25 protein-coding genes are annotated in these 25734 nt (G+C 57.7%); 7 read left to right on the top strand and 18 right to left on the bottom strand.

What is annotated here, in order from left to right; genetic code table 11:
* Nucleotides 1-30 precede the first annotated feature (30 nt).
* Together EV286_RS26395 and EV286_RS26390 are read right to left on the bottom strand one after the other, a co-directional pair.
* The gene (locus EV286_RS26395; protein WP_132960150.1) at nt 31-1539 is read right to left on the bottom strand and encodes an alpha-N-arabinofuranosidase; all 1509 of its coding nucleotides are present in this window, start codon (nt 1537-1539) and stop codon (nt 31-33) included.
* Between the two features lie 145 nt (nt 1540-1684).
* Nucleotides 1685-1906: a hypothetical protein gene (locus EV286_RS26390; RefSeq protein ID WP_132960148.1), complete on the bottom strand. Its 222-nt coding sequence runs from the start codon at nt 1904-1906 to the stop codon at nt 1685-1687.
* A gap of 217 nt (nt 1907-2123) precedes the next feature.
* On the opposite strand from EV286_RS26390, the gene EV286_RS26385 reads away from it, so the two are divergent.
* Nucleotides 2124-2528: a PAS domain-containing protein gene (locus EV286_RS26385; RefSeq protein WP_132960147.1), complete on the top strand. Its 405-nt coding sequence runs from the start codon at nt 2124-2126 to the stop codon at nt 2526-2528.
* Nucleotides 2529-2914: 386 nt separating this feature from the next.
* Here EV286_RS26385 and EV286_RS26380 read toward each other — a convergent pair whose 3' ends face one another.
* Complete coding sequence (locus tag EV286_RS26380) at nt 2915-3205, bottom strand: DUF1236 domain-containing protein (protein ID WP_132960146.1); 291 nt, start codon at nt 3203-3205, stop codon at nt 2915-2917.
* A gap of 682 nt (nt 3206-3887) precedes the next feature.
* Between EV286_RS26380 and EV286_RS26375 the strand changes: the two genes are divergently transcribed.
* The 3 genes from EV286_RS26375 to EV286_RS26365 all read left to right on the top strand — a co-directional run bounded on the left by EV286_RS26375 (nt 3888) and on the right by EV286_RS26365 (nt 5696).
* The gene (locus EV286_RS26375) at nt 3888-4865 is read left to right on the top strand and encodes a sensor histidine kinase (protein WP_132960145.1); all 978 of its coding nucleotides are present in this window, start codon (nt 3888-3890) and stop codon (nt 4863-4865) included.
* 6 nt (nt 4866-4871) lie between these two features.
* The gene (locus EV286_RS26370; RefSeq protein WP_132960143.1) at nt 4872-5255 is read left to right on the top strand and encodes a response regulator; all 384 of its coding nucleotides are present in this window, start codon (nt 4872-4874) and stop codon (nt 5253-5255) included.
* 180 nt (nt 5256-5435) lie between these two features.
* Nucleotides 5436-5696, top strand: a complete 261-nt coding sequence (locus EV286_RS26365) for a DUF982 domain-containing protein (RefSeq protein WP_132960142.1) — start codon at nt 5436-5438, stop codon at nt 5694-5696.
* 1131 nt (nt 5697-6827) lie between these two features.
* Here EV286_RS26365 and EV286_RS26360 read toward each other — a convergent pair.
* The 5 genes from EV286_RS26360 to EV286_RS26345 all read right to left on the bottom strand — a co-directional run bounded on the left by EV286_RS26360 (nt 6828) and on the right by EV286_RS26345 (nt 10370).
* Entirely contained in the window at nt 6828-7706 is an 879-nt protein-coding gene (locus tag EV286_RS26360) for an alpha/beta hydrolase (protein WP_132960141.1), read from the bottom strand.
* 221 nt (nt 7707-7927) lie between these two features.
* A complete protein-coding gene (locus tag EV286_RS26355; protein ID WP_132960140.1) occupies nt 7928-8839 on the bottom strand; it encodes a hypothetical protein in 912 nt (303 codons plus the stop codon).
* A 423-nt stretch (nt 8840-9262) separates the two neighbouring features.
* Nucleotides 9263-9493 carry a hypothetical protein gene (locus tag EV286_RS26350; RefSeq protein ID WP_132960139.1) on the bottom strand — a complete coding sequence of 77 codons (231 nt, stop codon included), beginning with the start codon at nt 9491-9493 and terminating at the stop codon, nt 9263-9265.
* 112 nt (nt 9494-9605) lie between these two features.
* On the bottom strand, nt 9606-9782 hold the full coding sequence (locus EV286_RS32130; protein ID WP_165932947.1) for a hypothetical protein: 177 nt from the start codon (nt 9780-9782) through the stop codon (nt 9606-9608).
* Nucleotides 9783-10037: 255 nt separating this feature from the next.
* Entirely contained in the window at nt 10038-10370 is a 333-nt protein-coding gene (locus EV286_RS26345) for a hypothetical protein (protein ID WP_132960138.1), read from the bottom strand.
* Nucleotides 10371-11065: 695 nt separating this feature from the next.
* On the opposite strand from EV286_RS26345, the gene EV286_RS26340 reads away from it, so the two are divergent.
* Nucleotides 11066-11272, top strand: a complete 207-nt coding sequence (locus EV286_RS26340) for a CsbD family protein (protein WP_132960137.1) — start codon at nt 11066-11068, stop codon at nt 11270-11272.
* Between the two features lie 599 nt (nt 11273-11871).
* On the opposite strand, the gene EV286_RS26335 is transcribed toward EV286_RS26340, so the two are convergent.
* The 4 genes from EV286_RS26335 to EV286_RS26320 form a co-directional block, all read right to left on the bottom strand.
* Nucleotides 11872-12069, bottom strand: a complete 198-nt coding sequence (locus EV286_RS26335; RefSeq protein ID WP_132960136.1) for a hypothetical protein — start codon at nt 12067-12069, stop codon at nt 11872-11874.
* A 253-nt stretch (nt 12070-12322) separates the two neighbouring features.
* A complete protein-coding gene (locus tag EV286_RS26330; RefSeq protein WP_207909928.1) occupies nt 12323-13681 on the bottom strand; it encodes an alpha/beta hydrolase in 1359 nt (452 codons plus the stop codon).
* Between the two features lie 300 nt (nt 13682-13981).
* On the bottom strand, nt 13982-15250 hold the full coding sequence (locus EV286_RS26325; RefSeq protein ID WP_165932946.1) for a polysaccharide biosynthesis/export family protein: 1269 nt from the start codon (nt 15248-15250) through the stop codon (nt 13982-13984).
* Between the two features lie 23 nt (nt 15251-15273).
* Nucleotides 15274-16776 (bottom strand): polysaccharide biosynthesis C-terminal domain-containing protein, encoded by a 1503-nt coding sequence (locus EV286_RS26320; protein WP_165932945.1) that lies wholly within the window; start codon nt 16774-16776, stop codon nt 15274-15276.
* A 241-nt stretch (nt 16777-17017) separates the two neighbouring features.
* Between EV286_RS26320 and EV286_RS26315 the strand changes: the two genes are divergently transcribed.
* Nucleotides 17018-17758: a glycoside hydrolase family 16 protein gene (locus tag EV286_RS26315; protein WP_245500838.1), complete on the top strand. Its 741-nt coding sequence runs from the start codon at nt 17018-17020 to the stop codon at nt 17756-17758.
* Between the two features lie 50 nt (nt 17759-17808).
* Here the strand turns inward: EV286_RS26315 and EV286_RS26310 are convergent, their stop codons facing one another.
* From EV286_RS26310 to EV286_RS26285, 6 genes are all read right to left on the bottom strand, one after another.
* Nucleotides 17809-18867 carry a glycosyltransferase gene (locus EV286_RS26310; RefSeq protein WP_132960131.1) on the bottom strand — a complete coding sequence of 353 codons (1059 nt, stop codon included), beginning with the start codon at nt 18865-18867 and terminating at the stop codon, nt 17809-17811.
* Nucleotides 18868-19120: 253 nt separating this feature from the next.
* Entirely contained in the window at nt 19121-20038 is a 918-nt protein-coding gene (locus tag EV286_RS26305) for a glycosyltransferase family 2 protein (RefSeq protein WP_132960259.1), read from the bottom strand.
* A 6-nt stretch (nt 20039-20044) separates the two neighbouring features.
* On the bottom strand, nt 20045-20677 hold the full coding sequence (locus EV286_RS26300) for a methyltransferase domain-containing protein (protein ID WP_132960130.1): 633 nt from the start codon (nt 20675-20677) through the stop codon (nt 20045-20047).
* 15 nt (nt 20678-20692) lie between these two features.
* A complete protein-coding gene (locus tag EV286_RS26295) occupies nt 20693-22423 on the bottom strand; it encodes a Wzz/FepE/Etk N-terminal domain-containing protein (protein ID WP_165932944.1) in 1731 nt (576 codons plus the stop codon).
* Nucleotides 22416-23945, bottom strand: a complete 1530-nt coding sequence (locus EV286_RS26290; protein WP_132960128.1) for an O-antigen ligase family protein — start codon at nt 23943-23945, stop codon at nt 22416-22418. Before EV286_RS26290 ends, EV286_RS26295 begins: the two co-directional genes overlap by 8 nt.
* Before the next feature lie 55 nt (nt 23946-24000).
* Nucleotides 24001-24720 carry a sugar transferase gene (locus tag EV286_RS26285; protein ID WP_245500837.1) on the bottom strand — a complete coding sequence of 240 codons (720 nt, stop codon included), beginning with the start codon at nt 24718-24720 and terminating at the stop codon, nt 24001-24003.
* A 246-nt stretch (nt 24721-24966) separates the two neighbouring features.
* Here EV286_RS26285 and EV286_RS26280 point away from each other — a divergent pair, with 246 nt between their 5' ends.
* Nucleotides 24967-25686 (top strand): Crp/Fnr family transcriptional regulator, encoded by a 720-nt coding sequence (locus EV286_RS26280; protein ID WP_132960127.1) that lies wholly within the window; start codon nt 24967-24969, stop codon nt 25684-25686.
* The last annotated feature ends 48 nt before the right edge of the window (nt 25687-25734 follow it).

The following is a 25734-nucleotide window of genomic DNA, read 5'->3' as shown; positions in this document are numbered from 1 at the left end:
CTCCCGCCGCTCACATGTTTCACTCCAAAATCAAAGCGTGATCCTGATCATCGAATAAGAGTACGGGGGCACGGTGACTTCCACGCCACTGTCTGAGATTGTCGCGCCGTCTACCTTCCTCGGAGCAACTGTCTCCGGCGCATCCTTCGTGTTGCGAGCCTCGAGATTGTCGTGCTTGATCAGCGTATGCTCGACGTTACGGGCCTTGCCGAAACCTTCGACAGATAGATCGATCGTCATGGCCTCCTCGCCGTGGCGGTTGATCGCAAAGAATGTAAGCGTGCCTGCATCCCCGTCATGAACGCCGGCGATGTCCAGGTATGAGATCCCGGCCGCGATGTCGGCGTCGTAGCTGGCGCAGTCGACATCGAGGCGAAGAGCAGTTCCGCGTCCATGTTTCGAAGCGAACTGGAATGGAAAGTAGATGGTCTGGCGCCAGGCAGCGCCGCCCGGCGCGGTCATAATCGGGGCTATGACATTGACCAGCTGCGCTATGCAGGCGATCCGGACCACGTCCGCCCGGCGGATGAAGGTATTGAGGATGCAGCCGACCTGAAGCACGTCTTCGAAATTGTAGACGTCCTCCAGCAGCACTGGCGCATGCGGCCAATCCCATTCCTTCATGCGCTTGGCATCGCTGCGACGCTCATGATACCAGACGTTCCACTCGTCGAATGAGATGCGAACATTCTTCTTGGAGCGTTTCTTCGCCTTCACGTAGTCGATGACGCCGCCTACCGTGCCGATATAACGATCAAGCTTCTCAGGCAGGGCCAGAAACTCCGAGGTCTTTTTCTCGTAGTTCTCAAAATACATGTGCAGCGAGATGTAGTCGACCTGACCGTAGGTCTCTTCCAGAACCGTCGCTTCCCACTGGGGATAGGTCGGCATGTCGGAATGCGAGGAGCCGCAGACGACGAGTTCCAGACTGTCGTCGAAGGCGCGTAGCGCCTTGGCGGTCTCGTTTGCGAGATGACCGTATTCCACTGCGGTCTTGTGGCCAACCTGCCAGGGGCCGTCCATCTCGTTGCCGAGGCACCAGAGCTTGACGTCCCAGGGATCGGCTTGCCCATTCTTGCGGCGAAGGTCAGACCAGTAGCTACCGCCTGGATGGTTGACGTATTCGACGAAGTTGCGCGCGTCATCCAGCCCGCGGGATCCGAGATTGACGGCAAGCATCATCTCGGTGCCGGCAGCTTTTGCCCAATCGGCAAATTCGTGAATGCCGACCTGATTGGACTCGGCCGTGCGCCAGGCCAGATCGAGCCGGGTCGGGCGCTCGTTCTTGGGACCGATGCCGTCTTCCCAGTTGTAGGCCGAGACGAAATTTCCGCCCGGATAGCGGCAAACCGGCGTTTCAAGACCCCGAACCAGATCGAGAACGTCGCGCCGCATGCCGTTTTCGTCAGCCGTTGGGTGCCCGGGCTCGTATATGCCCGTATAGACGGCCCGTCCAAGGTGTTCGAGGAATGATCCGTACAGTCTCTTGTCGATATCCGCGATCGTATAGCGCGCGTGCGCTGTGACTCGAGCCTCCATGCTCCTCCCCACTGTTTGTATCTGATTGTCCGGTTTATATCCGTCAATGCGGTACAATAAGGCTCAGCAATGTGGGTTCGTCAAGAGCATATTCGTATACTCGTGCACGGAGGTGTTGATGAAGGGCGAGCGATTTCGGGCCATTTCACCTGAGCCAAGTGGGCCGCCAGTTTTCGATGACGACCGTTGCTTTCTTGAGGACGTAGAAGATTTCGCCGTCGGAGGGGCGACAAGACTTCTGAGCGTCTGTCAGGGTCATCGGCGATTGCAACGCACCTAGAACAGGTTCTTCCGGGGGCGTGGGCGTTTGGATGCTGGATCTCGCTCGCCAGATGAACAGTCGATCCAGTGGTTTCTCAATGTTCATGTGGCGCTCTTCGCTTTGGGTCCGCTTCAGGGTGATTCGGTCGCTTGTCTCCGGAACCCAGGAGGCAAGAGAGAAGATAGGTTGAAGGAAGGGCGACGAATTTTATTCGAGCGCTCGAGCCTAGGCCTGCTCGAAGTGGAACGGAACAATTCAGTCAATCCGTGGTTCTTCTCAAAAAATATAAGTGACAGCTTATTTAAGCTACCAGGAGGCCACAATGAAGGACGGTCAGACGATGTATGCAATCGAACTGCTCGATGACATCGTTCCAGATGCGGGCTTCTTTACGTGGGACATCGCTAAGGACTTGATTTTCGGGGACGCTGCCTTGGCCGATCTTTTCGGTCTCGACGCCGCGGAGACACTCGTGGGTCTTCCCTTGGAGTTCTACATAGATCGAGTTCATTCCGAGGATCGGCCCGCCTTGGCCAAGGATATTAGCGACACCATAATAGGCCAGGTACCACAGCAGAGCATGTATCGCGTTCTGGATTGTCACGGCGCATATCGTTCGGTCGTGGCCTATGGGCGGGCGTTCCGAGACCGCAATGGGACTCCGGTCCTATATTCCGGCATTGTCGTGCCTGCAGGCGAGGCAGCAATCCATGGCAACATGCACTGAACAACAGCGCCAAAAGAGAGGTGCCCGGCGCAATGAGTTACCGCAGCAGGCCGGGGAAGACTGACATTTCCAAACACTGAACGATATGATGCAATGCGAACGTTAAAGCATACTCGCTACCGTCGCCGATGACCTTTGGCCGCCCGCCGAGGCATGGAACGATCCGACGAGAGAATTGTATTCAATCGATTTGTCTCGCACATCACCTCTGGGCTTGGCTGCGTTCTCGTGGGCGAGCCTTGAGAGCGCAGCCAAACGCGATGAGGCGCCCGCGATGCAAGGGGCCGCGATGCCAGTTGTTGTTATAGGAGGCACCTCGAGTCTACCCTTCCCTGTCGACCGAGCCTCTAGGGCAGGTTTGTTCTAATGGCCCTAAAGGGAAGGGTCTACTCCAGCACTTCGATAACCCGGCGCGTCTGTGGATCGACGATTAATCGGTGTTTATTCACGACGGTATAGCTGTAGGTCTCGCTTGTGGGGATCGTGTGGATTTCCACGGATGCGGGAAGCTGGCTGCCGACGACCACGTCGCCGTCATAAACCACCGAAGGCACGTCCTGCTGAGTGACATAGGTCCTCACTTCACCAGGGACCGTGACGACGGTAGTGGTCTGAGCAGATGCCGACCCTCCCGCGGCAACGACGAATGCGGCAGTTGTTAAAGCGATAAGTTTCATAATCTTTTCCTCTGATGATTCTTTCATTCATGGGACGACGCAAGCCGCCGCGTCCGATGGCACCGAAACCGCCGAAGTGGCGTCCTCTGCTCCTTGGCCGCATGCCGTGCCGGTAACGCGAGTGAACGCTGCTGGAATGGCTTCGCCAAGCATTGTCGCACGAGACAATGGTCTTGTTCCTTCGGGTACGCCTTCCCGAACTTCAGCGAGCGCCGGTGGTTCCTTGGTCCTGCGATTTTAGGGCAAGAATGAGCCTGCACCGACGACGTTAAGGCGCGACAATATGGACTGCTGGACAACGGATAGTTGTCAAGGTTCCGTCTGTCAGCGGAGCCGAGGTCCAGGTCACGCGCGGCCACTCCGCGCCGCCGGCGGTCCAATCTCCGGCGAGGCTGCGCACGGTGCGGCTCTCAGGCGGGAGGGAGGATAGCGATTCCTAATCTTCGGGACACCGAGCAAATCAACTTAGTCCCTTTGGAACGATGGGTGAAACTGCGTGTTTACCCGCCGGTCAGCGGGAGGATTGTGAGCCGGATGAGAGAGCGCCTGTCCGCTGCCAAGAAGGCGCGTTACACCAGACTATCTTCTCGCTTGTCGGGAAATCGTTATAATTCGTCAGTGAGCAGCCCGGTGCGGGGTTCATGATCGATCTCCGAGGCGCCTGCGCATTAGGGAATTGCGAATGATGCTGGAAGATCTCTATCGCCTGCTGAAAAGCGGGCACGTTCAAGCCCAGGGCGTTGTTGACACTATGACGCAGCCCGTCGTCGTGCTTGACCGTAACCTATCCGTGACGACGGCCAACAACGCTTTTATCAAGACATTTGCAGTAGACCGCGACGACGTTCTCGGTCAAAGCCTCTTCGATTTAGGAAACGGCCAGTGGGAAATCCCGGAGTTGCGGCATCTCATCGAGAGCGTCATTCCGAAGGCGGCGGCGGTCGTCGGCTACGAAGTGAAGCACGACTTCCCTTCGATCGGTCAGCGCACATTCCTCGTCGATGCTCGGCGCCTCGTCCAACCTGACGACAACAGCAGCAGCCTTCTTGTCATCTTCGACGACGTAACGGAACGCCAGCGTCAGAGCGCCGAACAGGAATTCATCATCGCCGAGACCCGTCATCGTATGAGGAATCTGTTTGCCGTCGTTCGTGCGATCGCGATGCAGACAATCGCCAGGAGTGCGGACGTCGTCGATTACCGCGATACCTTCCTTGCCCGGCTTGAGGTCGCACTGCGCGCACAGGAACTCGCTGCAAACCGGGACACCATAACATTCGACACTCTGTTGCGGCAGGCGGTCGGCGAACTGGGAGCAGGGCGGCTGGAGACGCACGGCCCTCCGGTGCAGCTTGGAGGCGCAAAAGTGCTATCGGTCAGCATGATATTTCACGAGCTCGCGACCAACGCTGCGAAGTACGGCGCCCTGACTGTCCACGACGGCAAGGTGACCGTGACGTGGACAGTGGAAACTGGCCCGAGAGCGCGCACCTATCTCTCTTGCCAATGGCGGGAATCGAATGGCCCACGTGTAGTTCCGGCCGAAGAAAAGGGGTACGGCACCGAACTTATCGAAGGAATGTCGGCCCAGCTCGGAGGAACTTCGGAACTGAAATACGAACATGGAGGTTTAGTCGCTACAATCAGAATTCCATTGTGAGGTGAGATGGCCAAGCACGAGCAAGACGAAGCCGGACGCAGGTTCCGCGTTTTGGTCGTCGAAGACGAACCGTTTGTAGCAATGGAACTTAAGGCCGCCCTGGCAACTGGTGGCTTCGATGTGCTCGGACCAGTTGGATCCGTGGCCGACGCCCTAGGTATTCTCGAAGATGAGCGTCCCGACGCCGCGGTACTGGATGTGAGGCTTGGTAGTGAACGGGTGACGCCTGTGGCGGTCGCGCTGAAGGCGCTGGGCGTGCCCTTCGTTCTCGCCAGCGCCAGCAGCGCCTCAGAGCTCGCGGCTGACGACGCGCTGGCCGACGTGCAGAACCTCGGTAAGCCGACAAACTTAAAGCAGCTGATCGATGTCATCGCCGCTCTCCCGCGATAATGCGCGGATGTTAAAAGCGCCTACTCGTTTCGTTGTCTCCCCCACCCCATTGGTAATCACTGCGATGGTCGGGGCTCGGCCATTTCGTTCGCGCGAAACTAACCAGCGCACCCGACATCGGCGCTACGGAACTTCCAGGAGAGCCCGAGGTTACGTGACTCAACGGAATGGAGAACGGGCATGCACAAGGTGAACGAGGTCAACTTTCAAATGATGTGGACGCCACCCGTGTTTGTTCGGATTGGCTCGGGCCTTCGTGAGCGGATCGACGGTCCGGAAGCCGCGCTTCAAGCACTCACGCACGGCTGGCCGGTTTGCGACGATAAGACATATTCAGACGCGAAGCTCCAATGCCTCGAGGCGCTCGTCCAATTCGGAAGCGTAGAGCGCGCACGAAACCGCTTTATTAGCGCCGCTCTGGTTGCTGGGATCTTTGCCTAGGCGTGAGCGGCAGCTTCAAGATGGGCGCACCGGATGGCCTTGCAGAGTACATCCCAGACACATGATTTAGCTCTCGCGAACGATGGTTTCCTGGCCGGCTGCCGGGCCACCGTGGTGCTGGGTAACTGTGTCCTTGCAGGTCGTTCTGACTACCGGAGATTTTCGACACGGAAGTTCTCCTTTTTGGGAAAACGATATTGGTGCTGCCACTATTTCTTGGACCGCGCACCCCTTAGCCACAAGTGACGCCCGGCGACACGGGTGGTCTTGCGAACACTCTTGACTGCGAGGACAGCGGAATGTTCCCGCTGGTCGCGTGATCGATGATCGCTGAACCGGATGATTTTCGTTACGGAACTTGCGGCAGCAGTGCTGGCAACTTCTGCAAATCTGGCCATGCCTCCTTCGATCAACGCATTCGAGATAACCTCAAACCCGAAGCGTAGCGAGTACAGGTGCGAGAGACCCTCCGACCGAACTCCACCGTCAACAGAAATCGCGGCGGCACCGCGCAGAGACCATACAGAAGAGCCGCGGCGTCGGGCGGGATTCAGACGGCAAGCTCCGGACCAATAGCCGTGATCAGTGCGGGTGCAGCTAGAGCCATTTTCTAGGCAGTGGACAATATACGGCGCGGCTCTGAGACACCGAAAAGCCCCGACGTACATAGGTAACGCCGGGGCGAGCCGACCGGCTTGCGGGCGCGCACATCTGGGGGTCAGGTGCTGCCGGATCACTCGGCCTGACGCGTAAACCGCTCCGGGGCTGATTGGTTCCCAAACCAAAAAAGAAGCCCCGGCGGGACTGCAAACTCGCCGGGGCAATCGTCGGCTGTTTAAGGGAGCCGACCGGGGAAATCAGAGGTGTCTGCACAATAAGTTCAGAACGTCATTGTTTCTACCGTTGATTTTTATGGATATTTCGAGATTTTAAAGCGGGCTTATTTGCCTCTCACCAGACCCGGGCCTTCATGACCGCCATCCCCAGGAAAAAGGCCGCGAGCGACACCGCTACGATAAATAGCGCCAGTGATTGCTCGCGTGCCGAGTTGGCGAAGGCGGCCCGATATGCTGGGATGAACTGTAGCGAGGACTGTATTTAAAGCTTACGCTCCGGCCGTGAACACTGAACTCAATCGTTCGTTCTCGCTTGTCGCCCATGCCGAGCCAGAAACTTGGTGATTAGCTGCGCCACTATCGGCGCGTGCGTTTCCAGCAGGAAGTGACCACCATCGAGGATATGGGCCTCCATCCTCGGCAGAGCTTCCATCCAGGACTGTGTTTCCTTGAGTTCAAAGAATGGATCGTGCCGTCCCCACACCATCAGCGAAGGCGGTTGGTATTCTGCGAGATAATCTGCAATCGCTCCGAATTTGGCAACGTAGTTCCCGTAATCCGCGATCAAAGATCGCTGCGTATCCATGCGCCCCGGCAATTGCATCGCCCGCCAATCCTCCTCCCAATTTTCCGCGGGTATGAGGGCCGCTACATCCTCTGGAAGGTTCGCAACATATTGATCGCGAATGCCTTCCAAGGTCAGGTGAGCGGTCGCACTGGCCTCGTTTTCACTGGAGGGATTGCTCCAAAATGCCTGAGTGGCCGCCCAGCCGGCTCCTTGGCCGGAGGTGTGAGCGTTGGCATTCTGAATGACGAGGCCAAGAACATCGTCTGGCGCTCGCAGTGCGATTTCAAAGCCAACCGGGGCACCGAAGTCGTGAAGGTAGATATAGCGGGGGCCAATGCCCAGGCTTTCTAGCAACTCGGAAATCGCCTGACTGAAAGCACCAAATGATGGCGATGGTAAGACGTCGGAATCGCCGAAGCCCGGCATGTCGGGCGCGATCACGTGCGCCGTTTTCGACAAGGCAGGAATAAGGTCTCGAAACGTGCGTGACGAACTCGGAAATCCATGAAGAAGAAGTATTGGTGGATTTGACGGTGCACCCGCCGTTGCGAACGACAGGACCGTGCCGCTGGAAGGCCGAAACTGCTGCCGGGCAGGCGCTCGCATTCAGAAGGTCCTAGGTTATCTCGCTCTTTGGAAAAATGCGGGCACGAACTCAGAGTTCCTCGTTGGCGAAGGTATTGCCTGCATATGGGGTTGGCAGAAAACCGGGCCCGGTCCGGAACTCGCCCCGGGGTCACAGCCACGGGGCACTGGCTAAATCCTCCATTGAAAGAAACCCGCTGAATTTTTGCAGTCAGCGCGGTCTCTGATGATTCCAGTGCCACCTAGGCCGCTTCTCGGCGTTCGATCGTCAGCAGGTCTTCTTCTTCATCCCGCTGCCGGCCGCCCAGGGCTGCTGCTGCCGAAGCGACGAAAGCGCCGACAAGCAACGAGATAGCGCCGATCATTGCCGTGGTAGCGGCCGCCTTGCGTGCCGTATCTGCCGCCTGCTGGCCAGCAACCCTGGCATCATCGATCTGCTTCAAAACTGTGTCGACCCTGGCGCGCGCGTCGGCTTCGGACAATCCGGTGCGGGCTGAGACGATGCTGGCGATATAGGTCTTGTCGCCGTCAGGAACCTGGCCGCTGGCAGCACCCTGAAGAAGGATCCGGGAAACCTCGGCGGTTGCTGCCGCATCGTCATTTTCCGCTCGGCCACCCCCTTGCTCAGGGCGAAGTAGCGCGTCCGTAAAATAGGATGTCGACAGATCTGATCCATTTGACGAGGCGATCGCCGCTGTTCCCGCAGCAGCGGCGGAGGTCGCAGCTGCCCCTGCCACGCTTGCTCCTGCGCCCGCCAGCGATGTGAGCGAGGACGCAAGAAATCCGGCAACGAATACCGTTGCCAAAGCCCAGCTCAAAAAACCGTGCACCGTGTCACGGAAGAACACTTCGTCCGTATGGACAGTCACCCATTTTGTCCGCAGGCGACCTGTGACATATCCCCCGAGCGCGGAGGATAGCCATTGCACGACGACGAGCCATATCGCCGCCGTGACGCCGAGAGTTGTAGCAGAACTGCTTTCGCCCGACCAAGGCGAAACCATCGTCAGGCCAACCCCAGAGCCGAGGAGCAGAAGAATGAGGCTCACACCTGTCGCGGCCACGGCACCCGCGATGATAGGCCCCCATGACATGGCGGAATTCGACGCTTCGACCGGAATAATCGCTGAACCGGTCGGCTGTGATAGAGACATGAAGGCCTCCTATCGCGCGAAAATGAGAAGAAGAATGATGATCGGCAAGGGAATGCCGAGTAGCCAGAGTAAGATGCCGCGACCCATTTCGAGAACTCCCGTTGATGATGTGCACCTGCAAACTCGATTGCGCTCCGATGGTTCCCTGTAAAATGAAGGAAAGACTCGATTGCGTTCCCTGAAATGGCTGAATTTTGGGCTTCCCTGGGAGCCATTGCCCGCTTGAAATGGGTCTCGCGCCGGATCGCAGTTTATGACAGTGCAATAAGAGCTGTTCCCACGTTACTTTCCATAGCTGCAATTTGAATTCTTGAACCATCCCCAAAGAGATATGGAAACGCAAATCAGCGGACTCCTAAGGGATCAAGATCCGAGGACCCCGTTCACTTCGATGTCTTCGAGCAGGGGCGCTCGCAGAGCGTCTTACTTTGATGCAGGTTCGCCGCTTTCATCGTTAAGCGACGGAAGGAAGGTTTCGACGTCTCGCCTTTCGCGGTCGGGTAGGGGGGCGATCCGTTCATCCCAGAACTTCAGAGCTTCCGGTGGATCGCCATCCCAGTCGCGAGAGGAACCAAGGTTGTCGTGGATAACATCAATTCTGTGACCTCCGAGGCGTCGATACTCCTCGGCCAAGGTTTTTGAGAGGTTGTCCATCTACTCCTCCTGTACCGCCGATCTGGCAAGGCGGCGCGCTAGCGATTTGCCTAAGCCCATAGCACCGGAGCCTTGGCGGCCGCCGGAAATGTCCTGTTGGACCGGCCGCAAATCAAAAACTCACAGCACCGCCGCCTGTTCCAGGATCGGTCAGCAAATACGAAAGCTCCGTGGCAACTGTGAATGCGACGGGAGCAGGTCGATCGCCGGAGTTGATGTCCGGCTCGAGGATGATGATCGGGTGGTCCTGCGATGGCGCGCCATTATGCCGCGCCAGGAGGTTGTCCATCCCGACCACCCAGGCAGGGTTGCGTCGCAAGACAGTCTGGCTAAGGGAGGCACCGGCCCGGGCGGGGGAGCGTGGGCCGGGGCCAAACGGCCAGAGTTGCCGAGGGCTGGACCGGCCGCGGACGTATGCTCTTGAATTTGATTGTCGACCGATCGGCAATCACCTCACTCACCGGAGGTCGCCTAGGCGCCCATTCTCTTCGATAGCTCCTTCAGAAACAGGCCCGTGTCGGATTGGTTTGGACCACATATGCAATCACCGGTCGAACAAACGCTGATTGTCTCTGCTGCTAGCGTGCCTCTCGTACGCAAGGATGCGCAGCCGCCTGATTTCGTCGGCGGCATGCAGCAGGGCGTGGGCGACAATCTCATCCGGTATGTTGTGCAGCATTGCTGATAACTGGTGCAGTTCCTTGCCGATACCTCGCTCTGTCGGTACGACTTTGCCTGTAGCATCCAGCAAATCTCGCAGCGCCCAAATGATTGAGGTCGCGCGATCGAGGAGTCGGTGGCGCTCAAGTGACGTCAGCGTCTTTATCTCGCTCGAGGCCCGGATTAATTCCGCGACAAAGTGTGTCGTCTCAGTCATTTGTGAACCGCCAGATAGGCACCTACACTACGTCTCGTCGACCCAAATCATCCACGAAGCGCGAACCGATTGCTTGCTGGCAACCGAGGTCCAGGTAATGATCGCGCGGGCGCGTGGATTTGTGCCATAGTGCCGCACAGCGTTGCCTAACTGAAATGGGTACCTGGAACAAAACTCCCGTCGCGAAAATGCCCCGCTCGCGAAGAGCAGGGCAAAGTATCGCCAACGTTGTTGCAGTCGTCGAGATCTGACGCAACGGCCCTACGCTAGAAATAGGAAAGCAAATTAAAAGGCCGCCTTTTGAGCGAATAGTCTCCGTTGAGTACGCCGTTTGGCTAGCCGTCATCGCACCGGGAGCAAAAAGACCGGGAAGCAAGAAACGATATGAGTGCCACCGAGACGGCCAAGCTCGGTTTGTTCAGGCTACAACAGTTGTGGTGACAGATTGTACCTCGTGAATGGGCGGTCTGACATATTGCGGTGGACGCCGGACGGAGTTCGAGATCTTGGGTGGGCGAATTTGAATAGAGGCACAGCCGCTATCAAATGCTTTTAACTGCTAAGTAGACCGCAATCCACCAGCGCGAATGCTGGTGGGTTTTTCATTTGCGGCAGGTCATCATGCGACATTCGTCACGGGAACAGTTCCTAATGCCAGTCGTTACTGCCCTATTCCAAATGGAAGGAGAACACGAATGGACTGGAACCGCGTCGAAGGTAACTGGAAGCAGATGAAGGGTAAGGTCAAGGAGCAGTGGGGAAAGCTCACTGATGACGACCTGGACCAGATCAACGGTCAGCGGGAGCAGCTTGAAGGCAAGATCCAAGAGCGCTACGGCATCGAGAAGGATCGCGTCCGTCGCGACATCGACGACTGGTACGGCGATCAGACTTGGCAATAGTTTTGATGTCGGTCAGGACAAACCGCCAGCCTAAATGCTGGTGGTTTGTCGCTACGAACGGCGCCACCGACAACCACGGCACCGAAGATTCCCCCCATGATATCATGCTGGCTCGAGGAGAGATCTCACGAAGTCAGTATGGTCGGAGCGGCTTGCTAAATACGTTGGCAATCACGTTTCCGCACTTCCGAAAGCCTCGGGCGACCACGCCAGAGCGATGGGGCAGCCGACTTACCCATACACCAGACATTCAAGCTGATGTTCTCAGCTTCATGCTTCTGTTCATATTGATCCGTGTGATCACTCATCTGGTGCAAGGGCGACCATGTCACCTGCAACGGAAAAAATCGGCAAGCGACTGCGGGACATGGCGAATATTGGATTGGGCAATGGCGTAGACCAATCGCGTGGTCAGGTCATAAAAAACGGCGCCGGTTACCTTGGATGTCGCGGGAGGAGACCAGGTACGGTCGCCCCGGCGGTGTTGTTGCTCACGACGCCGGGGCTGTGGGACCGACGTTGGGGGAGTGTCGGACCTGCGTGCCTTGATATCGCAGCCATGAGCATTGCCAAGCTGCTTTTGATTATATCCGTAACGGTTAGTTGCGGCGCCTATTTCTTTTATTTTTGGAGGCCACAGGTAATGCCAACCGCAGCGCGCGAAGTCGCTTAGTCTTGAGGTCTCGCGCCTGGGCTTCAGCGGAAATGATCTCTTGAGCTGTGCTCGTCGTTTGTGCAGCTTTTGCTTCGGCTGCAGTAGATCCCGGCTTGAAGAAATTTTCTTGTGTAGCTGTCATGGTTTCCTCCACAGCGCGGCCATGACCGGCCGCAACCATCAGCGATAGCGATTAGAAAGTTCAGGGACTGATCACAAAGACGCCCCGGTGCGGGCGGGGGCCAGGGCACCGGGGCAATAACCAACGGAGTAGGGTTCGTTGGCCACTCGCTTAACGTGTGACTTGGGGAAAAGTTCCAGTAAGGTTTCGTAGCAAGAATTTCAGCGTGTTCTCTTGCGGTGCCTCGTATGCGAGCCTCAAATATGGCGAATGCTTAACGCTTCAGAACGTCATCCAGCCAATCGAACATGCGCTGTTCCGTAAGCATACGCGCTAGCGGCTGGCAGTGAAAATTAGCGCCCTCTGCCGCCGTAAAGGTCGAGAGCATCTTCTCGCCCGGCAGCATGTCAGCCAGCCACTTGGCCTGGCCCGGCCAGAACTGCTCATCCTCCGGGTCAGTGATGAACATCGACGTCCGGATACCACCGGCCACGTCGATCAGATTATATTTCAATACTTCCTGGACCGTCTTGAAGTAACTGTCTTGCCGATAGGGTCTCGCTCGAAATTTCCACATCCTGGACGTCTCGCGTGAAAGCTTCATTCCCCAGGACATCTCAAGGTCGAACCGTCGCTCGTTGCCCTCGTTGAGAAGCTTCTTCAATCCCGACGGAAGATGCTCAATCCAGGATGTTGAGACGTCGACCACACCCGGATCGACCACTGCCGCAGCAATCCGATGTTCAAACGCCAAGGCACGCGGCACCCAGTAACCGGCTTGGCTGACACCGTAGATTGCGAGACGACTAGAGCCGACGTCCGGACGCTCGAGTAGGAAATCCACTACGGGGGTAATGACGGCTTCCCAATCGAAGCGGAATGGAACGTCCTTTTCGAACAGGAGCGACTGTTGGCCGGGTCCGTCAAACATCAGGACAGTATAGCCCCGCTCCAGAGCGGCCTTGGCGCAACCCCAAAGGCCGCTCAAGGTGCCGTCGCTACCGTTCACGAGGATCAGGCAGCATTTTACGCCATTGCCAGCGGGCTTGAAGAGATACCCCGGCATGGTCATGCCCTCATAGGGGATTTCCACCCGCTCGGTCTTGGCCGATGTTGCATCGACGAACCTGTCCCAAGCCTCGCGATGTTGTCGGAAGGTCGGTACTAGCAGTTCATCGCTATCCAGCCGATCTATGCTGCCAAGAGCGACGCCGAAATATGTCGATGCCCGGAGATACGAGCCGGCTGCACTGACAAGATGGCCACGCGCGGCACTTTCCTCTGCAATCGTCTGAACCCGCTCGCCGAGCGCCGTCCACCGGTCAAACCAAGCCTGAGAATCCCCTTCGTCGATCTCGGCAATTGTCGACAAAACCTCTCCTGTATCAGCGGCACCTGATGCTGCTCCGCCGAGCGTTGTGCGCACCTCAAAGTCGAGGTCAGCATCCCTGTAGAATCCCGAGCTAAATATTCGGTTGGGATGCAGGAAGGGGTTTCTCATCAAACAGTCCTCCTGGCGGGGCTCCGATGGCGCTGAGTTTCTCAGATTCAGTGAAATCCGCCAGACCAAATCCAATCTAAGAGGTGACCGGGCCGAAGCTTTGGGAGAATAAGGGCTGGTGAAAGTGCGCAACTCATCCTCTTCGGTATTCCCGACAAGGGCGGAAGCGAATATCGACCGATAGCTGCAGGGCAATTCCGAAGGAGGAATGCGTAGGAGCGTTTAATGACCCGCGTTTTTTGGTTGAGCAATCGGGAAGCTTTTTGGGAAGGTTTCACATCGATAAGAGATGTCGGACATTCCCCCATTTCGCGTCAAGGGAGGTGCCCCACCCTTGCCGACGGCGTCGAACAGGACAGACGGGCCGATCACATGATGCGCCTCGGTCCCGCACCCATCTAAAGCGGTCAAGCCGAGCCGCGCCCGCCGTAGTTAATCGAGCCCCGATACGGCTGCTCGCTCGACGCCAACTTCGATCAGGTCCCGGGGCTGAATTTCAGAGTCCGGTGTAGCCTCCAGCCGAACTGCATCTCCACTGCGGCTGGGACGAGCAATGCGAAACGTCGCCAGTTCCCTAACGTCCTCGCCGAGCTTGGATAACAGCTTTTGCTGCTCATAATCGGTTTCGCTGATGAGCGACCGTGCGATCTGTCCTTCCAGATCCGCCTTGGCGATTTCGGTTATGACCTCATTTAGTTCCTTCTGAATCTCAGAACCCCTCGAATTGACCAACTCTTCGGAGTCGCGTTTGTTTTCTTCGATCATTTGCCGCGCACGAGTGATCTGAAACTCGAGATCGAGCAGCTTGCTTTCTTCGTCCGATTCATCGCGATCAAGGGCGAGACGTCGGGAGCTCAGCGCCAGACCTTTGTCGGCAAGAGAGCTGACGGCTGCGAGTTCCTTCTTAGCCAAGGCTACTTGTCGTTGTTGCGATTCGATTTTGCCCTGCAAGGTAGTCAATTCATGCGTGTATAGAAGCCCGATGCCCTGCGCCGCTGCAATCTTGCTTTGCAGTTCGACACGACGGAATTCCATATAGTTCATCTCTTCCCTGTGGAGCTCGGCAATTCCCTTGATGCCGACCAATTCGTCGGGAATTTCGAACACGTCCCTCCCACCCTTCTCGGCAAGCAGTCGCGCCTTGCGCAGAAGCAGAGCATTGCGATCCAGGCGGGCGGTGCCGAATGCACCCACGGCCTGAATGCGGTCCCGGTCCAACCGAGAATTGTAGCCGGTCCGGTCGCGCTGAAAACCACCTGCCAGACTAATCGCCTTCATCACGGTCAGGCCCGGGCTGAAGGGATACTCGCCGGGCTTTTCGACTGCCCCGACGACGTAAATCGGACCGTACTCGGCTATCTCGACCGAAACCGACTGCGGTGTCGTGAGTCCTACGCGTTCCTTGAGCAGATCGGCAATGCGAGTGGCGACCTGCTGCGTGGTTCTTCCCGCAGCTTCGACCTCGCCGACAAGCGGGATTTGCACGCCACCGTCCTCGCCAACCAGGAAGGTGCCACTAAGGACATTCCAATCCTTGAATTCACCTTCACCTGACCGCCATTCCACGACGCGCAAGGCAATCTTGTCCTTCGCGACGAGTCGATACGGTTCGGACGTGGCGAGAGATGCCGTATGCAGGTTCAAAAAGAACGCGATGGAGAGGAAGGCGGCTCTTCCAAACAGATGCTTTGATCTCGACATGATTGGACCTCGTACTGATGGTTTCAGGGGGCGGCAGCCGGAGCTCTGACGGGACAGATGATCGACAAAAGGGCATTTGTGGTCTTGGCAAGGGGCGGCGGCAGCGCGCTGCTCAAACGGCGCGCGAGCAATATGTCGTCGGGGTGCGCCGCGCCCAGAAAACGCAAACCCGCGACATAGACAAGAACGTTGAGGCATGCGGCGCCGAGGAGTCCCGCGGGACCGCGAACAAGGGCTGCCGCCAGAAAGGCAGCGAGTGCCGCCACAAGCGCTGCGGCCAGAATCCCCAGAAGCGAGCGGAAGGGATAGGTGAACCCAAGCTGGTAGGTTATGAACCACAAGCCCAGCCCGATCATAACGAGTTGGACCAAGGCGCGTGCTGCGGCCGCTCCGATAAGCCCTAAAGGCGGGACGAGCAGAAGACCGATGGTCACCGACAACACCGCGCCGGTGAGCGACGAGATGAAGATGAAGTCACTTCGCCCGAAGGCAGTGACCAAATGCGTCCCGATAACGGTAGTTATCGTGAGCGCCGCGGCCGTCATGACAACCATAGCAGCGGGGGCGGCATCTTCGAACTCGGCGCCATAGAGCAATCTGATGAGAGTGGGTGCGACGGCGGCCATTCCGAGGCAGGAGGGGAAGGCGATCATCGCGAGAATACGCGTGCCGCTGGCAAAAGCGAATTGAAGCCCTGCACGGTCATTGCGCCCTTGCTTTTCGGACAGCATCGGAGGGAATGCACCCGTCAGGAGAAGAGGTCCTTGTGAAGCGAGCGCGGCCAGGGCTAGCGCGGTGTTAAAAAGGCCGACCTCCCGAAAGTTCCAAAATATCTGAAGGAAGAGGATCTCTATGCGCGACCAGACGAACGTGCTGCAGACATTGGCAGCCCAGGCGAAGCGGGCGTACCGCCTCACCTCTCGGCCGAGTTCCGGAGAGATCACACCTCGTCGCCAAAGAACAGGGAGGGTCGCGCAGACAAGGCAAAGTTGACCGGCCGCGTAGCCTGCAATGGCGCCGAGCGTGCCGTAGAGACGGATGCCGACGGATACACTGACGATAGAGGCAATCATTGAAATAAAGGTCAGGACACCGAGCGCCGTGAATTGTTGCGAGCCACGCAGATAGGCAGTGCCGAATGTTGCGAGGGATTGGAACAGGGCGAGCACAAGGCCGGTGATCACCACATACAGGGGAAGGCCGCTATTGAGGTCCCCAAGCATTAGCGCCATGGAACGCAAAGCCGGGTCTGAAAAATTCAGATAGAGGGACGCCAGCGCGATCAAGGCAAGGGAATTATAAAGCAGGAGCCGACGTGCAAGGACTCCCGGGAGAACTTCGGCGGCATGGCTATCGGCCTGTCCCCTGAGGTTTGCCGGGAAGCGGCTGACACTCAGAGCTGTTCCTCCGTCGATGACAGGCGCAACCACCAAGGCTATCCACAGGACGAAGGCCACAACGCCGGCGCCGTCCACGCCCAGAAGATTCGCAACGATCACGCCGCATACAAAGTTGGCAAAGACCATCGATAGACCGGCAATAGCCGAGAATAGCGAATGTATTGCAAAATGTTTCAGCATTTTTCAAATCCATAGTATTGAGTTATTCGATGTATAATCGTATAATTTATGGAGATACGTGGAATGCTGCGCGGCAAATGCTTCATAACGCGCGAGGTTTGCTGTCATGCACTTAACATTTGGATTGCAAACGCGCTCAGTATTGTGCATAACTCTGTCCTCTTTCCTTTTATTTGGCTCATGTCGGATGACGCTCGCCGGCGCCTCCATTGACCCAAGTTCCCTAGTTTTGACCTTTAATGAAGATTTCGATTGGCTCGATGTCTCGGCCAATGGTCCGGGTACGCGATGGATCGCTCACACGCCCTGGAACGGCGATTTCGGTGACGCCCGTTTCGTGAATCCCGGGCCCGATCATCCCTTCAGGATCATCGACGGCATTCTGAGAATAGAAGCTCGAAAGTCGGCCCAGGGAAAATGGGAATCGGGGCTGCTCGCCTCCACCGACGGCCACGGAAACGGCTTCAAACAGCTTTTCGGGTACTTCGAAATGCGGGCCCGCTTTCCGGCGGGCGAGGGCCTGTGGCCCGCCTTTTGGCTGGTAAGCCGGGAAGGGGACAAGTCTATCGAAGTCGATGTTGTTGAGCACTACGGCCACTTCCCTGACCGCTACACCGCATCGCTGCACGTGTGGGATCTCAAGAATTTGCCTCTCAAAGAGAGCTACCATCAGCGTGTTCCCGTTGAGCGCGACACGGTTTCTGCGAGTTTTCATACCTTTGGCGTCGCAGTCGATCCGACACGGATTCGCTATTTCTTCGACAGGCGCGAAGTATGGTCCGTCGCAACGCCGCAAGAGTTGAAGCAGCCGTTTGCCATCCTGCTGGATTTGGGAATGGGTGGCGGCTGGCCGATCAACAACACGCCAAATCCGTCCGTCATGGACGTTGATTATGTTCGGGCTTGGGCTTTTGCGAACGACGGATGATCCAGTCGCCGCGCCACCGAAGAGGCCCACCTGAGGTTTCAGTTCGGAAGTCATTTGATTTTCTCGGTAATTGCGATGAGCTGATCGAGCTGACGCCGAACATCGAGGTCCGGGCGCTTTGCATGGGCAAGGGCGGCCTCACGCTTCTTTCTGTAGAGGGCGAAATCTTCCCAGAGGACACGCAGTTGGTCCGCCCAAAGAGTTGCAGGGTCGTTCCTGTGCAGCAGAATGCCGCCCGGTCCGGCGGATTCCGGCAAGCCGCCGGCATTGCTCGAAAGGACCGGGATGCCGCTGATCTGTGCCTCGCTTACAACCCTTCCCCATGTCTCGTCGCATTGGCTGGGGACCAGGAGCACCCGTGTCTGCGCGTAAATCAGCCGCATGTCGTCGCAACGCTCGATCAATCGCACGTTCGGCAGCATAGCGACCGCCCTCTGCAACTCGGCTTCGGCTGTGCTTGAGAGTGGCCACGCTCGAACGAAAAGAAAGGGGATGTCGGAGCACAGCTTGGCGACAGCAAGCGCAACAGCGACACCCTTGACCGGTACGGGATTGATAAACGTGACGTATCGTCCTTCCCCGGTGGTGCGGTACCTCTCCGGTTGAAATATCGGCGGAATTACCGTCGGCTCGATTCCGAATCTCGCCTTGAAACGATTAGCAGTGAAGATCGAGTTGGCGACATAGGCGGAAAACGGCAGGCTCTCGCGGGTCTCCTGCCACGCGCGCGGCCCCGTATCGAACCCGAGGCCGTGCAGGTAGGCAACGCTTGGGACCCCCCTTTTCCCGAAGGCGCGCGCCATCTGCACCATGTTGCCGTTCTGGATGACGACCACTCGCGGCAGCGCGTGCCTCGGCAATCCTTCCCAGGGCTTCAGTGATCGATATACCTCGTATCCGAGCATACGGTCGACCGAGATGCTGCTGAACCGCAAGTGGCTTGCAAGAAAGGCTTTCACGCCGAACATGTCGCGCAGCGACAGCTTGGAAAGCACGCTCGTCTCGTGGCCGCGCCTGTTCAATTCCAGCGCGGCATGATGCGTGTTGACTTCGACGCCCCCGATCAGTTGCGGTAGATAAGGCATTCCGCTGGCGAGTACGAGTTTCATAGGTTTTTCCTGCCTAGTCCCGATTCGTGATCAATTGCCCGCGCTCTGGCGGCCAGACGGCCGTCATGGGTTTCGACCAGCATGTGCGCATGGGCCGGCAGCACGGGTCCCCGCCAGGCGGCGAAAATGAAGAGGACCGATTATGATCATCGCCGGGCTCCTGTGCGCCTCGCATTGGCGTTCGTCCTCGAGGGCCGGTTGCGATCTGCTGACGGTTTCGTTGGCGCACGTTGAAAGCAATTGTGTGCACTCCTTAGAGATCCAGGGCGCGCGACGGTGCAAGGCGCAGAGCGAAGAGGTCGCCGAGGGCCTTGAGGTTCCCGAGGAGACGACCAGGGCGATCGATGATCGTCTCACGGCGGAGTGTGCCATAGACATTGGCCGCCAGATTCCGGCTCATGTGGAAGAGGCCCTTTTGCCAGGAGCAGGTGCCCTTGGCGATCAGGTAGCAAGGGTTCGCGATCTGCGAATAGCCGAGCCTCGCGCCCGGTTGTCGTCCCGATTTGACGCCCAGATGCACGCCCCTGGCGCGTTCCACGCGGACGATCCGCCCGAACGGCGCAAGCGCTCGACTGAAATCCACGTCCTCGAGCCAGGCGTAAAGGGGCAGCTCCTCGTCAAATCTCAGCCCGTTAGCCCGTACGATTTCGAGTCTGACTGCCATATTGCAACCATAGCCATTGTAGACCTCCGTCAGGCGATGGCCGGCCGCATCGGCCGGAGTCGACATGAAGGCTGCTGCTTGTTCGAGGGAGAAACCCGGTCCGATAATACCGTCCGCGATGACCACGCCGGTGGTCATTGCAACATCGGCAGCCTCGCGAAAAACCGCCTCGGTTTCGGCAAGGTAATCCTTGTCCATGACGAAATCGTCGTCGAGAAAGATGAGTATATCGAGTGTCTGCGCCCGCTCGATCAGGCAGTTGCGTTGGTGCGGCAGGCCTGCGGGACCAAGAAAGTGGACGAGGCCCGCCTGAGCGTGCAATCCTGCAACATCCTCCTCGCCTGGCGAGCAAACGAGGATCGCATCCGCCGCGCGGGTCTGGCATCCAATGAGAGCGACGATCTTGCTGACAAGCTCCGGCCGTGCGCGGGTCGCAATGGCAACCCCGATCCGCAGCTTTCGCGGCGCCGCTCGCGAAGTGTCCGGAAGATCCCCGTCGCGTGACATCACCTGTTACTCCGCGGCTTCGAGCGGCTTCTGGGCATAGGCCCATACCATGACTGGAAAGTTGGCTTCGTTCTTGAGCGATCCGAAGAAGCCGGCCTTTGGCCAACGTTTGAAATTCGCTTTGACGCAACTGCGGTTGCCCCAAGATCTCGTCACGATTGCGTCTTCGGCAAAACCTGCCTCTTGGAGCAGGAAGGAAAGGCCGGTCTCGGTCCAGCGATTACAATCGATTGGCGAGGCATGGACGCGCAGCAGAAATGGCGTGGCGATGATGAAATAGCCGCCTGGCCGCAGCATCGCGTAAACGTTGCGCGCGGCGCGCGAGGGCCATTTCAGATGCTCGAAGACTTGATCGGCGATGATGAGATCGAAACGCTCACGCAGCACCTCATTGCAGATATCGAAGCCAGGATATTCGGTTGATCGGTAGGACTTGAACGCGAATTCTCGGCGCCATTGCACGCCGCCGGAAATTTCAAGCGTATCGAGCTTTGTCGGATCCAACTCGCGAATGAAGGCAAAGGCATCGCGATACATCATCACGCGGACCCAGTCGTCCGTTTCGTATCCCAAAGCCTGCAGCGCCGTTCTCAAGCGATCCTTGAGTTCGGGATGCTGGCGGAGTTGTTGCACGCCCATCACAATCACTCTCCCTTACTTCTTGAGCCTTGGGCTTGCATTAAGCACCACGCCGAGAATTTCCGCACCGACCTCATGCAAAGCGTCAACGGCGGTAGCGAGCGCCTCAAGGGAAGTCGTTCCGTAGCGGACGACCACAATTGATGCATCGAGGTAAGGAGCGATCGACTTCGCGTCTGCGGTCCGGGAGAGGGGAGGCAGATCCACCACGACAAATTCGAAGCGCTCCCTAAGATCCGCGATAATAACAGCGATGTGCTCCAACCCGATTCGTCCGCCTGGCGCTGCCTCCTTGCAGGAGCCGATCGGCAAAATCGCAAGTGGTTTGCTACCACAGGCCCCGGCAGAGGCCGACGGAGCGTTCAGGATTTCCACCAGCCCGACCGTTCCGGCCTCAAAACAGGCGCTGCTGAGCGTCGGGCTTGTCTCGCACGCATCGATCAGCAACGTCTTCGACCCCGCAGTCGCGGCGAGGAGGGCAAGATTGTAGGCGAGTGTCGTGGCGCCCACATTGGTTTCGGCCCCAACCACCCCGATCAGGTCAAGCTTCCGGTTTCGTCTCAGCCCGTGGATTGTCGCTCTGAGATCCTTGAGGTCGCGTTTAAATCGCTGTCCTTGTGCATCCTGCTGCCGGTCCGGGTCATCCAGCCGAAGGAGCGCGGTGCCCGCCAGCTTCTTTTGCTTCCTACCGTTCACGGCCAGGGTGATTTCACCAATGCAGGGCGTGTTGACGTCCGCCGCCATCCGTTCCGCGGAGGTGATAAGATCGTTTGCAAAATGTCGTATTGTGGCTGCCACGATACCAAAGCTGACGCCGAGCAAGCACGCGAAAGCAAGCACCAATGCTCCTTTTGGCTGGCTCTTGACAACCGGAACAGCTCCCCGCGAAACGAAGGCGGCGTCGGACACCGGGTAAGAGATCCGCTGCCGGGCTTCCGACCAACTCTGAAGGTAGCTATCGTAGAGGCGAAGGTAGGTTTCCGCGGTCCTCTTCAGTTCGGTTAGCCGGAATTGGCTGTTGGGATCACCTGAGGATTTAAACATCCACGCGGCGCGATCGGCCCTCAGAACTTCCTCCTTCAGTTCCGCGACGCGCTGCGCGAGCCATTCACTCGACTGGCGTGCAGCCTCGGAATTTCTCGCCACGTTGTGGGCGAGATACTGTTCCGCCACAGTGTTGGCTATCGTCGCCGCCTTTCGCGGATCGCTGGAAGCAGCCGATATTTCAATGACGGTCGAGCGGCCGACGCGGCGGACCCAAAGCCGGTTCCGCAACGCTGCTATCGTGAAGTTCTCCACGTCCTCCTGCGGCCGTGTTCGTTTCGCATCCGCTCCGCCAGCGCCGCGTTCGGAAAAAAGCGAGCGCACCGTGTCAACCAGCGGCAGGCGGGTCGACCTGAACTCGGAATCGGAACTGAGGCGCAACTCCCTGACGACGGCGAGCAAGACGTCGCCGGACTTTATGATTTCTATCTGGCCTTCGACCAATCCGTCTTCTGCTTGGTTGCGCTGAGCGTCCGTAGTCTTGGTCTGGGAATCGAGCATGAGTTGCGCATTTGAAACGTAGGTTGGCGGCGTGACGGTAATATAGGCCAGCATCGCGGCTGCGGCTGCTACGGTGCTTCCCCCGATCAGCCACCCGTTCGACAGCAAGAAACGGAAGAAACGGCGAATGTCTACCGGTCGCTCCCGGGTGATAGGGGGCGAAGCGAGATAGGTGAAGGGAACGGGTGACACTTTAGTCATGGCGGTTGTCTCTCCTGCCGCGACCAAAATGGAAGTCCGGGCTCCAATCCGCGGCCGCAGGTCCGCCCCCATTCAGCTCTACGCTGGACGTCTCCATCTCGGGCGCGAATGCGATCTGGGCGACGCCTTCGCCGACGTCCACTTCCATGTGCAGTGGTCCGAGGGCGTAGGCGGTTGCAAGGCCGGCCGTGATAGCAAAGAGCGGGCCGAGATCGACCGATCCGGCGGATATCGAGGCCGCTGAAATCTGTGCGATGCTGGCGAACAATGCCGCGAAGCCTACCGTACGAGCCCGGTGGGTATCGTCATCACGGCGAAGAACCGAACGGACAAGGCTCATCGCGAAGATGACGAAGATTGCTGCCCCCGGGGCGCCGACGTTCGCAAAGAGAGCGACCACAAAGCTCGATGCCCGGATGCTTCCGAGGCCGGCGCCCATTCCGCTTGTCTCAAGGAAACTGTCGAGCGCCTGTGCGTTCCATCGTAACCGCTCCTCGGCCGAGTGCGTCTCGAGCTTGGTTGTCACCGTGGCCTTCACGAGATCGTGCACGCTCTCCCAAGCGGATGGGATTAGCATGAGGACCATGACGACCAGGGGAATCGCAAACAGGCAAATGGCAAGATAAACGATGTGCCGATGCGTCGCCTTTTCCCGCACGAAGCGTGAGAGGCAGAAAAGAAGAACGAGCACAGCGGTGATGGCACTGGCGGCATAAGCCGTCGTCGATGTGCACAGAACGAGTGCGGCCGCCAGCGCGATGGTTATGAGGCCGAGAAAACGCGCGGAGAATCCTTCCAGGTAAAGCATGAGCACGAATGTGAACAGCGCGAGAGCGACGTAACCGAAAGCTCCCGCTTCTGCGAATGAACCGACGATGCGTTTGAAGCCTGCGATATCACCGTCGTCTAGTATGCGGTAGTTGGCGTTGCGAATGAGGGACAACAGATTGGCAGTGCCGGTCAGATAGGTTGCGACATCGGCTAAGGCGAAGATGATGCAGGCTCCGCTCGTAATTATGAGAGCCCGGGCAATGATCGGCATCCCGCCGCCGCGGCCGAACGCCGCAATTATCGCAAAACACCACAGATTGCCGAGCATGTAGGCTGACTGGGTCAGATTACTTACGGTCGGGGACAACAGAGCGCTCGTGATCACATGCGTGTCGTCGTTCCGCGCCATCGAGTAGACGAGTGTCGCACCCGCAAATATTCGGGGCAGGAACACCGCCGTAAGCACGCAATAGAAAACGAAGAGCGCGAACCAAAATCCAGGCCCCGGGTAGTTGAGGCTTGAAGCTGCCGCTGCCAGGGTCTTCGGGCGCAAGACGACGGAGGCTGCAAGGAAAACGAGAACAAAATGAAAAGGCTGAATGTTCGCCCCGCCGAGGGCCGGAAGGATCATCGCCGCGGCAGCGCCGAACAATGTGCACAGGCAAAGAAGAAGTATGCCGGCGCTCATGGGGCCGGTCATGGCGTAGATGGCGGCAAGCGCCAGAAGGAAACCAATTGGTTCGATGGTCATCTTGTCGCCTGTTGCTGAACTTGCTCGCGCTGCCGTCACCTCGTTCGATGGGCCTTCAATAGGAGCCCCGTCCCGAGAGAAGGAAGGGTATCGTTCGCAGCATGATCAGCAGATCCTTGGTGGGCGACCAGGTTGCGCAGTATTCCGAATCGAGCCGCACACGCTCAGAGTATGGGGCATCGCTGCGGCCACTGATTTGCCAGGCGCCGGTCAGACCGGGCCGTGCGGACAGGTAATAGGTGAAGTCCCGCCCATATCTGACGACCTCGTCGGCAACAATGGGTCGAGGTCCGACCAAGCTCATTTCGCCACCCAGGACATTGATCAATTGTGGCAGCTCATCGATGCTGAAACGGCGCAGCGCTCGGCCCAACGAGGTGAGGCGGGGATCCTTTTTCAGCTTTTGCGTAGCGTTCCACTCTTCGGCAGCTTCCGGATTCGAATGCAGGAGGTTCCCCAGGATCGCCTCCGCATCGACTGTCATCGTCCGGAACTTTAGGCAAAGAAAGGGCTGGCCGCCGAACCCAATGCGTTCGTGCTTGAACAGGATTGGTCCGCCGTCACAGAGCTTTACGGCAATGGCGGCGGCAACAAATAACGGCGAAAGCAAAACGATTGCCGTCACCGATAATCCTATATCCGTTATTCTTTTGTACGTTCCGCCGACTGCAGTAGGGCCTTGCGGTCTGACCCTCGAAATTGCCCGAGCGTCCATAAAGCTTGGAATAGTGGAATTCGACACGACTGCGGGACTTTTCCGAAGATTTTTGGTCATTCGAAACCCCTTCATTTTTGCATACTTACTGTGTCTAGGAGACAGGAAACGATATTTTTGCGGCACTGTCTGTGACCAAGGTCATAGGCAGTAAAGTAATTTTTACTTATGATAGCGAAAAACCTATACAATGAAGAATTGCGGTTCAATAAATAGAAACGTGCGGGAGGACGTTAGCGAAGAAATACGAAGAAATACTGAGGCTTATTAAGTCGCATCGCTAGGTTAACGGAGGAGGAACCGGAGATGTTGAATGTAAGCCGGACTATTGTCGACCAATACGGGAGCGACAAAAGTGATTATTTCGCCACCTTGGGCGCAGATCTCACTGACAAGCTTCTCAAAACGCGGGTTGTGAAGAACTACGTCAGGGGCAATGTCATCTCATATTGTGATGAGCCTCTGCTTCATATCCTGCTTATACAGAGCGGAGTGGTCAAAGTACTGGCCTGTCTCCTGGATGGCCGCGAGTTCGTCGTTGATACGCTGAAGCCCGGAAGCCTCTTCGGTGAGGTCGACGTGTTCCGCCCGACGTGCCCGTCGTTCGAGGTGCACGCGATTTCCGCCTGCGAAATCTGGGCTTTGGACGGAAAAGTGATCAAAGAAGCAATTGTCTCGGATCCCGAACTTAGCGCGCGGCTTCTCTGTTACGTCGCTTCCCGGAACAAGGCGCTTGAGGACCGGCTGGTCGGCCTGACATCGGTGAGCATTCCGTCGCGGCTTGCGAACACGCTGTTGCGGCTCTGGTCGGGAGAGGAACAGTCCGGGGGACATGCGAGGACGATCAACATCTCCCAGCATGAATTGGCGTCGATGCTGCCGGCGTCGCGTGAGAAAGTAAACAGATGTCTGAGGGAATGGGAACGCGGCAACATAATCGATCTCTCGCCCGGTGCAATAACGATAACCGATCCGCAGGCCCTTTCCAACTACGTCGGTTGCTTGGGAGTTCTGCACCGCCGGTGAAACCGTCTGAGGATGCGTCCGATATCTCATGAAAAAACCTGCTCCGAC

It is taken from the genome of Rhizobium sp. BK251 (genome assembly GCF_004345245.1).
Lineage (GTDB): Bacteria > Pseudomonadota > Alphaproteobacteria > Rhizobiales > Rhizobiaceae > Rhizobium.
Note: the sequence above shows the minus strand (reverse complement) of the source record. Positions and strands in the feature narration are given on the sequence as shown.

What these genes read in the sequence shown, in the direction of transcription:
- EV286_RS26340 (WP_132960137.1), top strand. Translation starts at nt 11,066, where the DNA reads ATGGACTGGAACCGCGTCGAAGGTAACTGGAAGCAGATGAAGGGTAAG.
- EV286_RS26320 (WP_165932945.1), bottom strand. Translation starts at nt 16,776, where the DNA reads ATGGTCTTTGCCAACTTTGTATGCGGCGTGATCGTTGCGAATCTTCTG.
- EV286_RS26305 (WP_132960259.1), bottom strand. Translation starts at nt 20,038, where the DNA reads ATGTCACGCGACGGGGATCTTCCGGACACTTCGCGAGCGGCGCCGCGA.
- EV286_RS32130 (WP_165932947.1), bottom strand. Translation starts at nt 9,782, where the DNA reads ATGGACAACCTCCTGGCGCGGCATAATGGCGCGCCATCGCAGGACCAC.
- EV286_RS26315 (WP_245500838.1), top strand. Translation starts at nt 17,018, where the DNA reads ATGACGCTCGCCGGCGCCTCCATTGACCCAAGTTCCCTAGTTTTGACC.
- EV286_RS26355 (WP_132960140.1), bottom strand. Translation starts at nt 8,839, where the DNA reads ATGTCTCTATCACAGCCGACCGGTTCAGCGATTATTCCGGTCGAAGCG.
- EV286_RS26295 (WP_165932944.1), bottom strand. Translation starts at nt 22,423, where the DNA reads ATGACTAAAGTGTCACCCGTTCCCTTCACCTATCTCGCTTCGCCCCCT.
- EV286_RS26335 (WP_132960136.1), bottom strand. Translation starts at nt 12,069, where the DNA reads ATGACAGCTACACAAGAAAATTTCTTCAAGCCGGGATCTACTGCAGCC.
- EV286_RS26325 (WP_165932946.1), bottom strand. Translation starts at nt 15,250, where the DNA reads ATGTCGAGATCAAAGCATCTGTTTGGAAGAGCCGCCTTCCTCTCCATC.
- EV286_RS26285 (WP_245500837.1), bottom strand. Translation starts at nt 24,720, where the DNA reads ATGACCAAAAATCTTCGGAAAAGTCCCGCAGTCGTGTCGAATTCCACT.
- EV286_RS26375 (WP_132960145.1), top strand. Translation starts at nt 3,888, where the DNA reads ATGATGCTGGAAGATCTCTATCGCCTGCTGAAAAGCGGGCACGTTCAA.
- EV286_RS26280 (WP_132960127.1), top strand. Translation starts at nt 24,967, where the DNA reads ATGTTGAATGTAAGCCGGACTATTGTCGACCAATACGGGAGCGACAAA.
- EV286_RS26290 (WP_132960128.1), bottom strand. Translation starts at nt 23,945, where the DNA reads ATGACCATCGAACCAATTGGTTTCCTTCTGGCGCTTGCCGCCATCTAC.
- EV286_RS26380 (WP_132960146.1), bottom strand. Translation starts at nt 3,205, where the DNA reads ATGAAACTTATCGCTTTAACAACTGCCGCATTCGTCGTTGCCGCGGGA.
- EV286_RS26385 (WP_132960147.1), top strand. Translation starts at nt 2,124, where the DNA reads ATGAAGGACGGTCAGACGATGTATGCAATCGAACTGCTCGATGACATC.
- EV286_RS26350 (WP_132960139.1), bottom strand. Translation starts at nt 9,493, where the DNA reads ATGGACAACCTCTCAAAAACCTTGGCCGAGGAGTATCGACGCCTCGGA.
- EV286_RS26360 (WP_132960141.1), bottom strand. Translation starts at nt 7,706, where the DNA reads ATGCGAGCGCCTGCCCGGCAGCAGTTTCGGCCTTCCAGCGGCACGGTC.
- EV286_RS26310 (WP_132960131.1), bottom strand. Translation starts at nt 18,867, where the DNA reads ATGAAACTCGTACTCGCCAGCGGAATGCCTTATCTACCGCAACTGATC.
- EV286_RS26370 (WP_132960143.1), top strand. Translation starts at nt 4,872, where the DNA reads ATGGCCAAGCACGAGCAAGACGAAGCCGGACGCAGGTTCCGCGTTTTG.
- EV286_RS26365 (WP_132960142.1), top strand. Translation starts at nt 5,436, where the DNA reads ATGCACAAGGTGAACGAGGTCAACTTTCAAATGATGTGGACGCCACCC.
- EV286_RS26395 (WP_132960150.1), bottom strand. Translation starts at nt 1,539, where the DNA reads ATGGAGGCTCGAGTCACAGCGCACGCGCGCTATACGATCGCGGATATC.
- EV286_RS26345 (WP_132960138.1), bottom strand. Translation starts at nt 10,370, where the DNA reads ATGACTGAGACGACACACTTTGTCGCGGAATTAATCCGGGCCTCGAGC.
- EV286_RS26390 (WP_132960148.1), bottom strand. Translation starts at nt 1,906, where the DNA reads ATGAACATTGAGAAACCACTGGATCGACTGTTCATCTGGCGAGCGAGA.
- EV286_RS26300 (WP_132960130.1), bottom strand. Translation starts at nt 20,677, where the DNA reads ATGGGCGTGCAACAACTCCGCCAGCATCCCGAACTCAAGGATCGCTTG.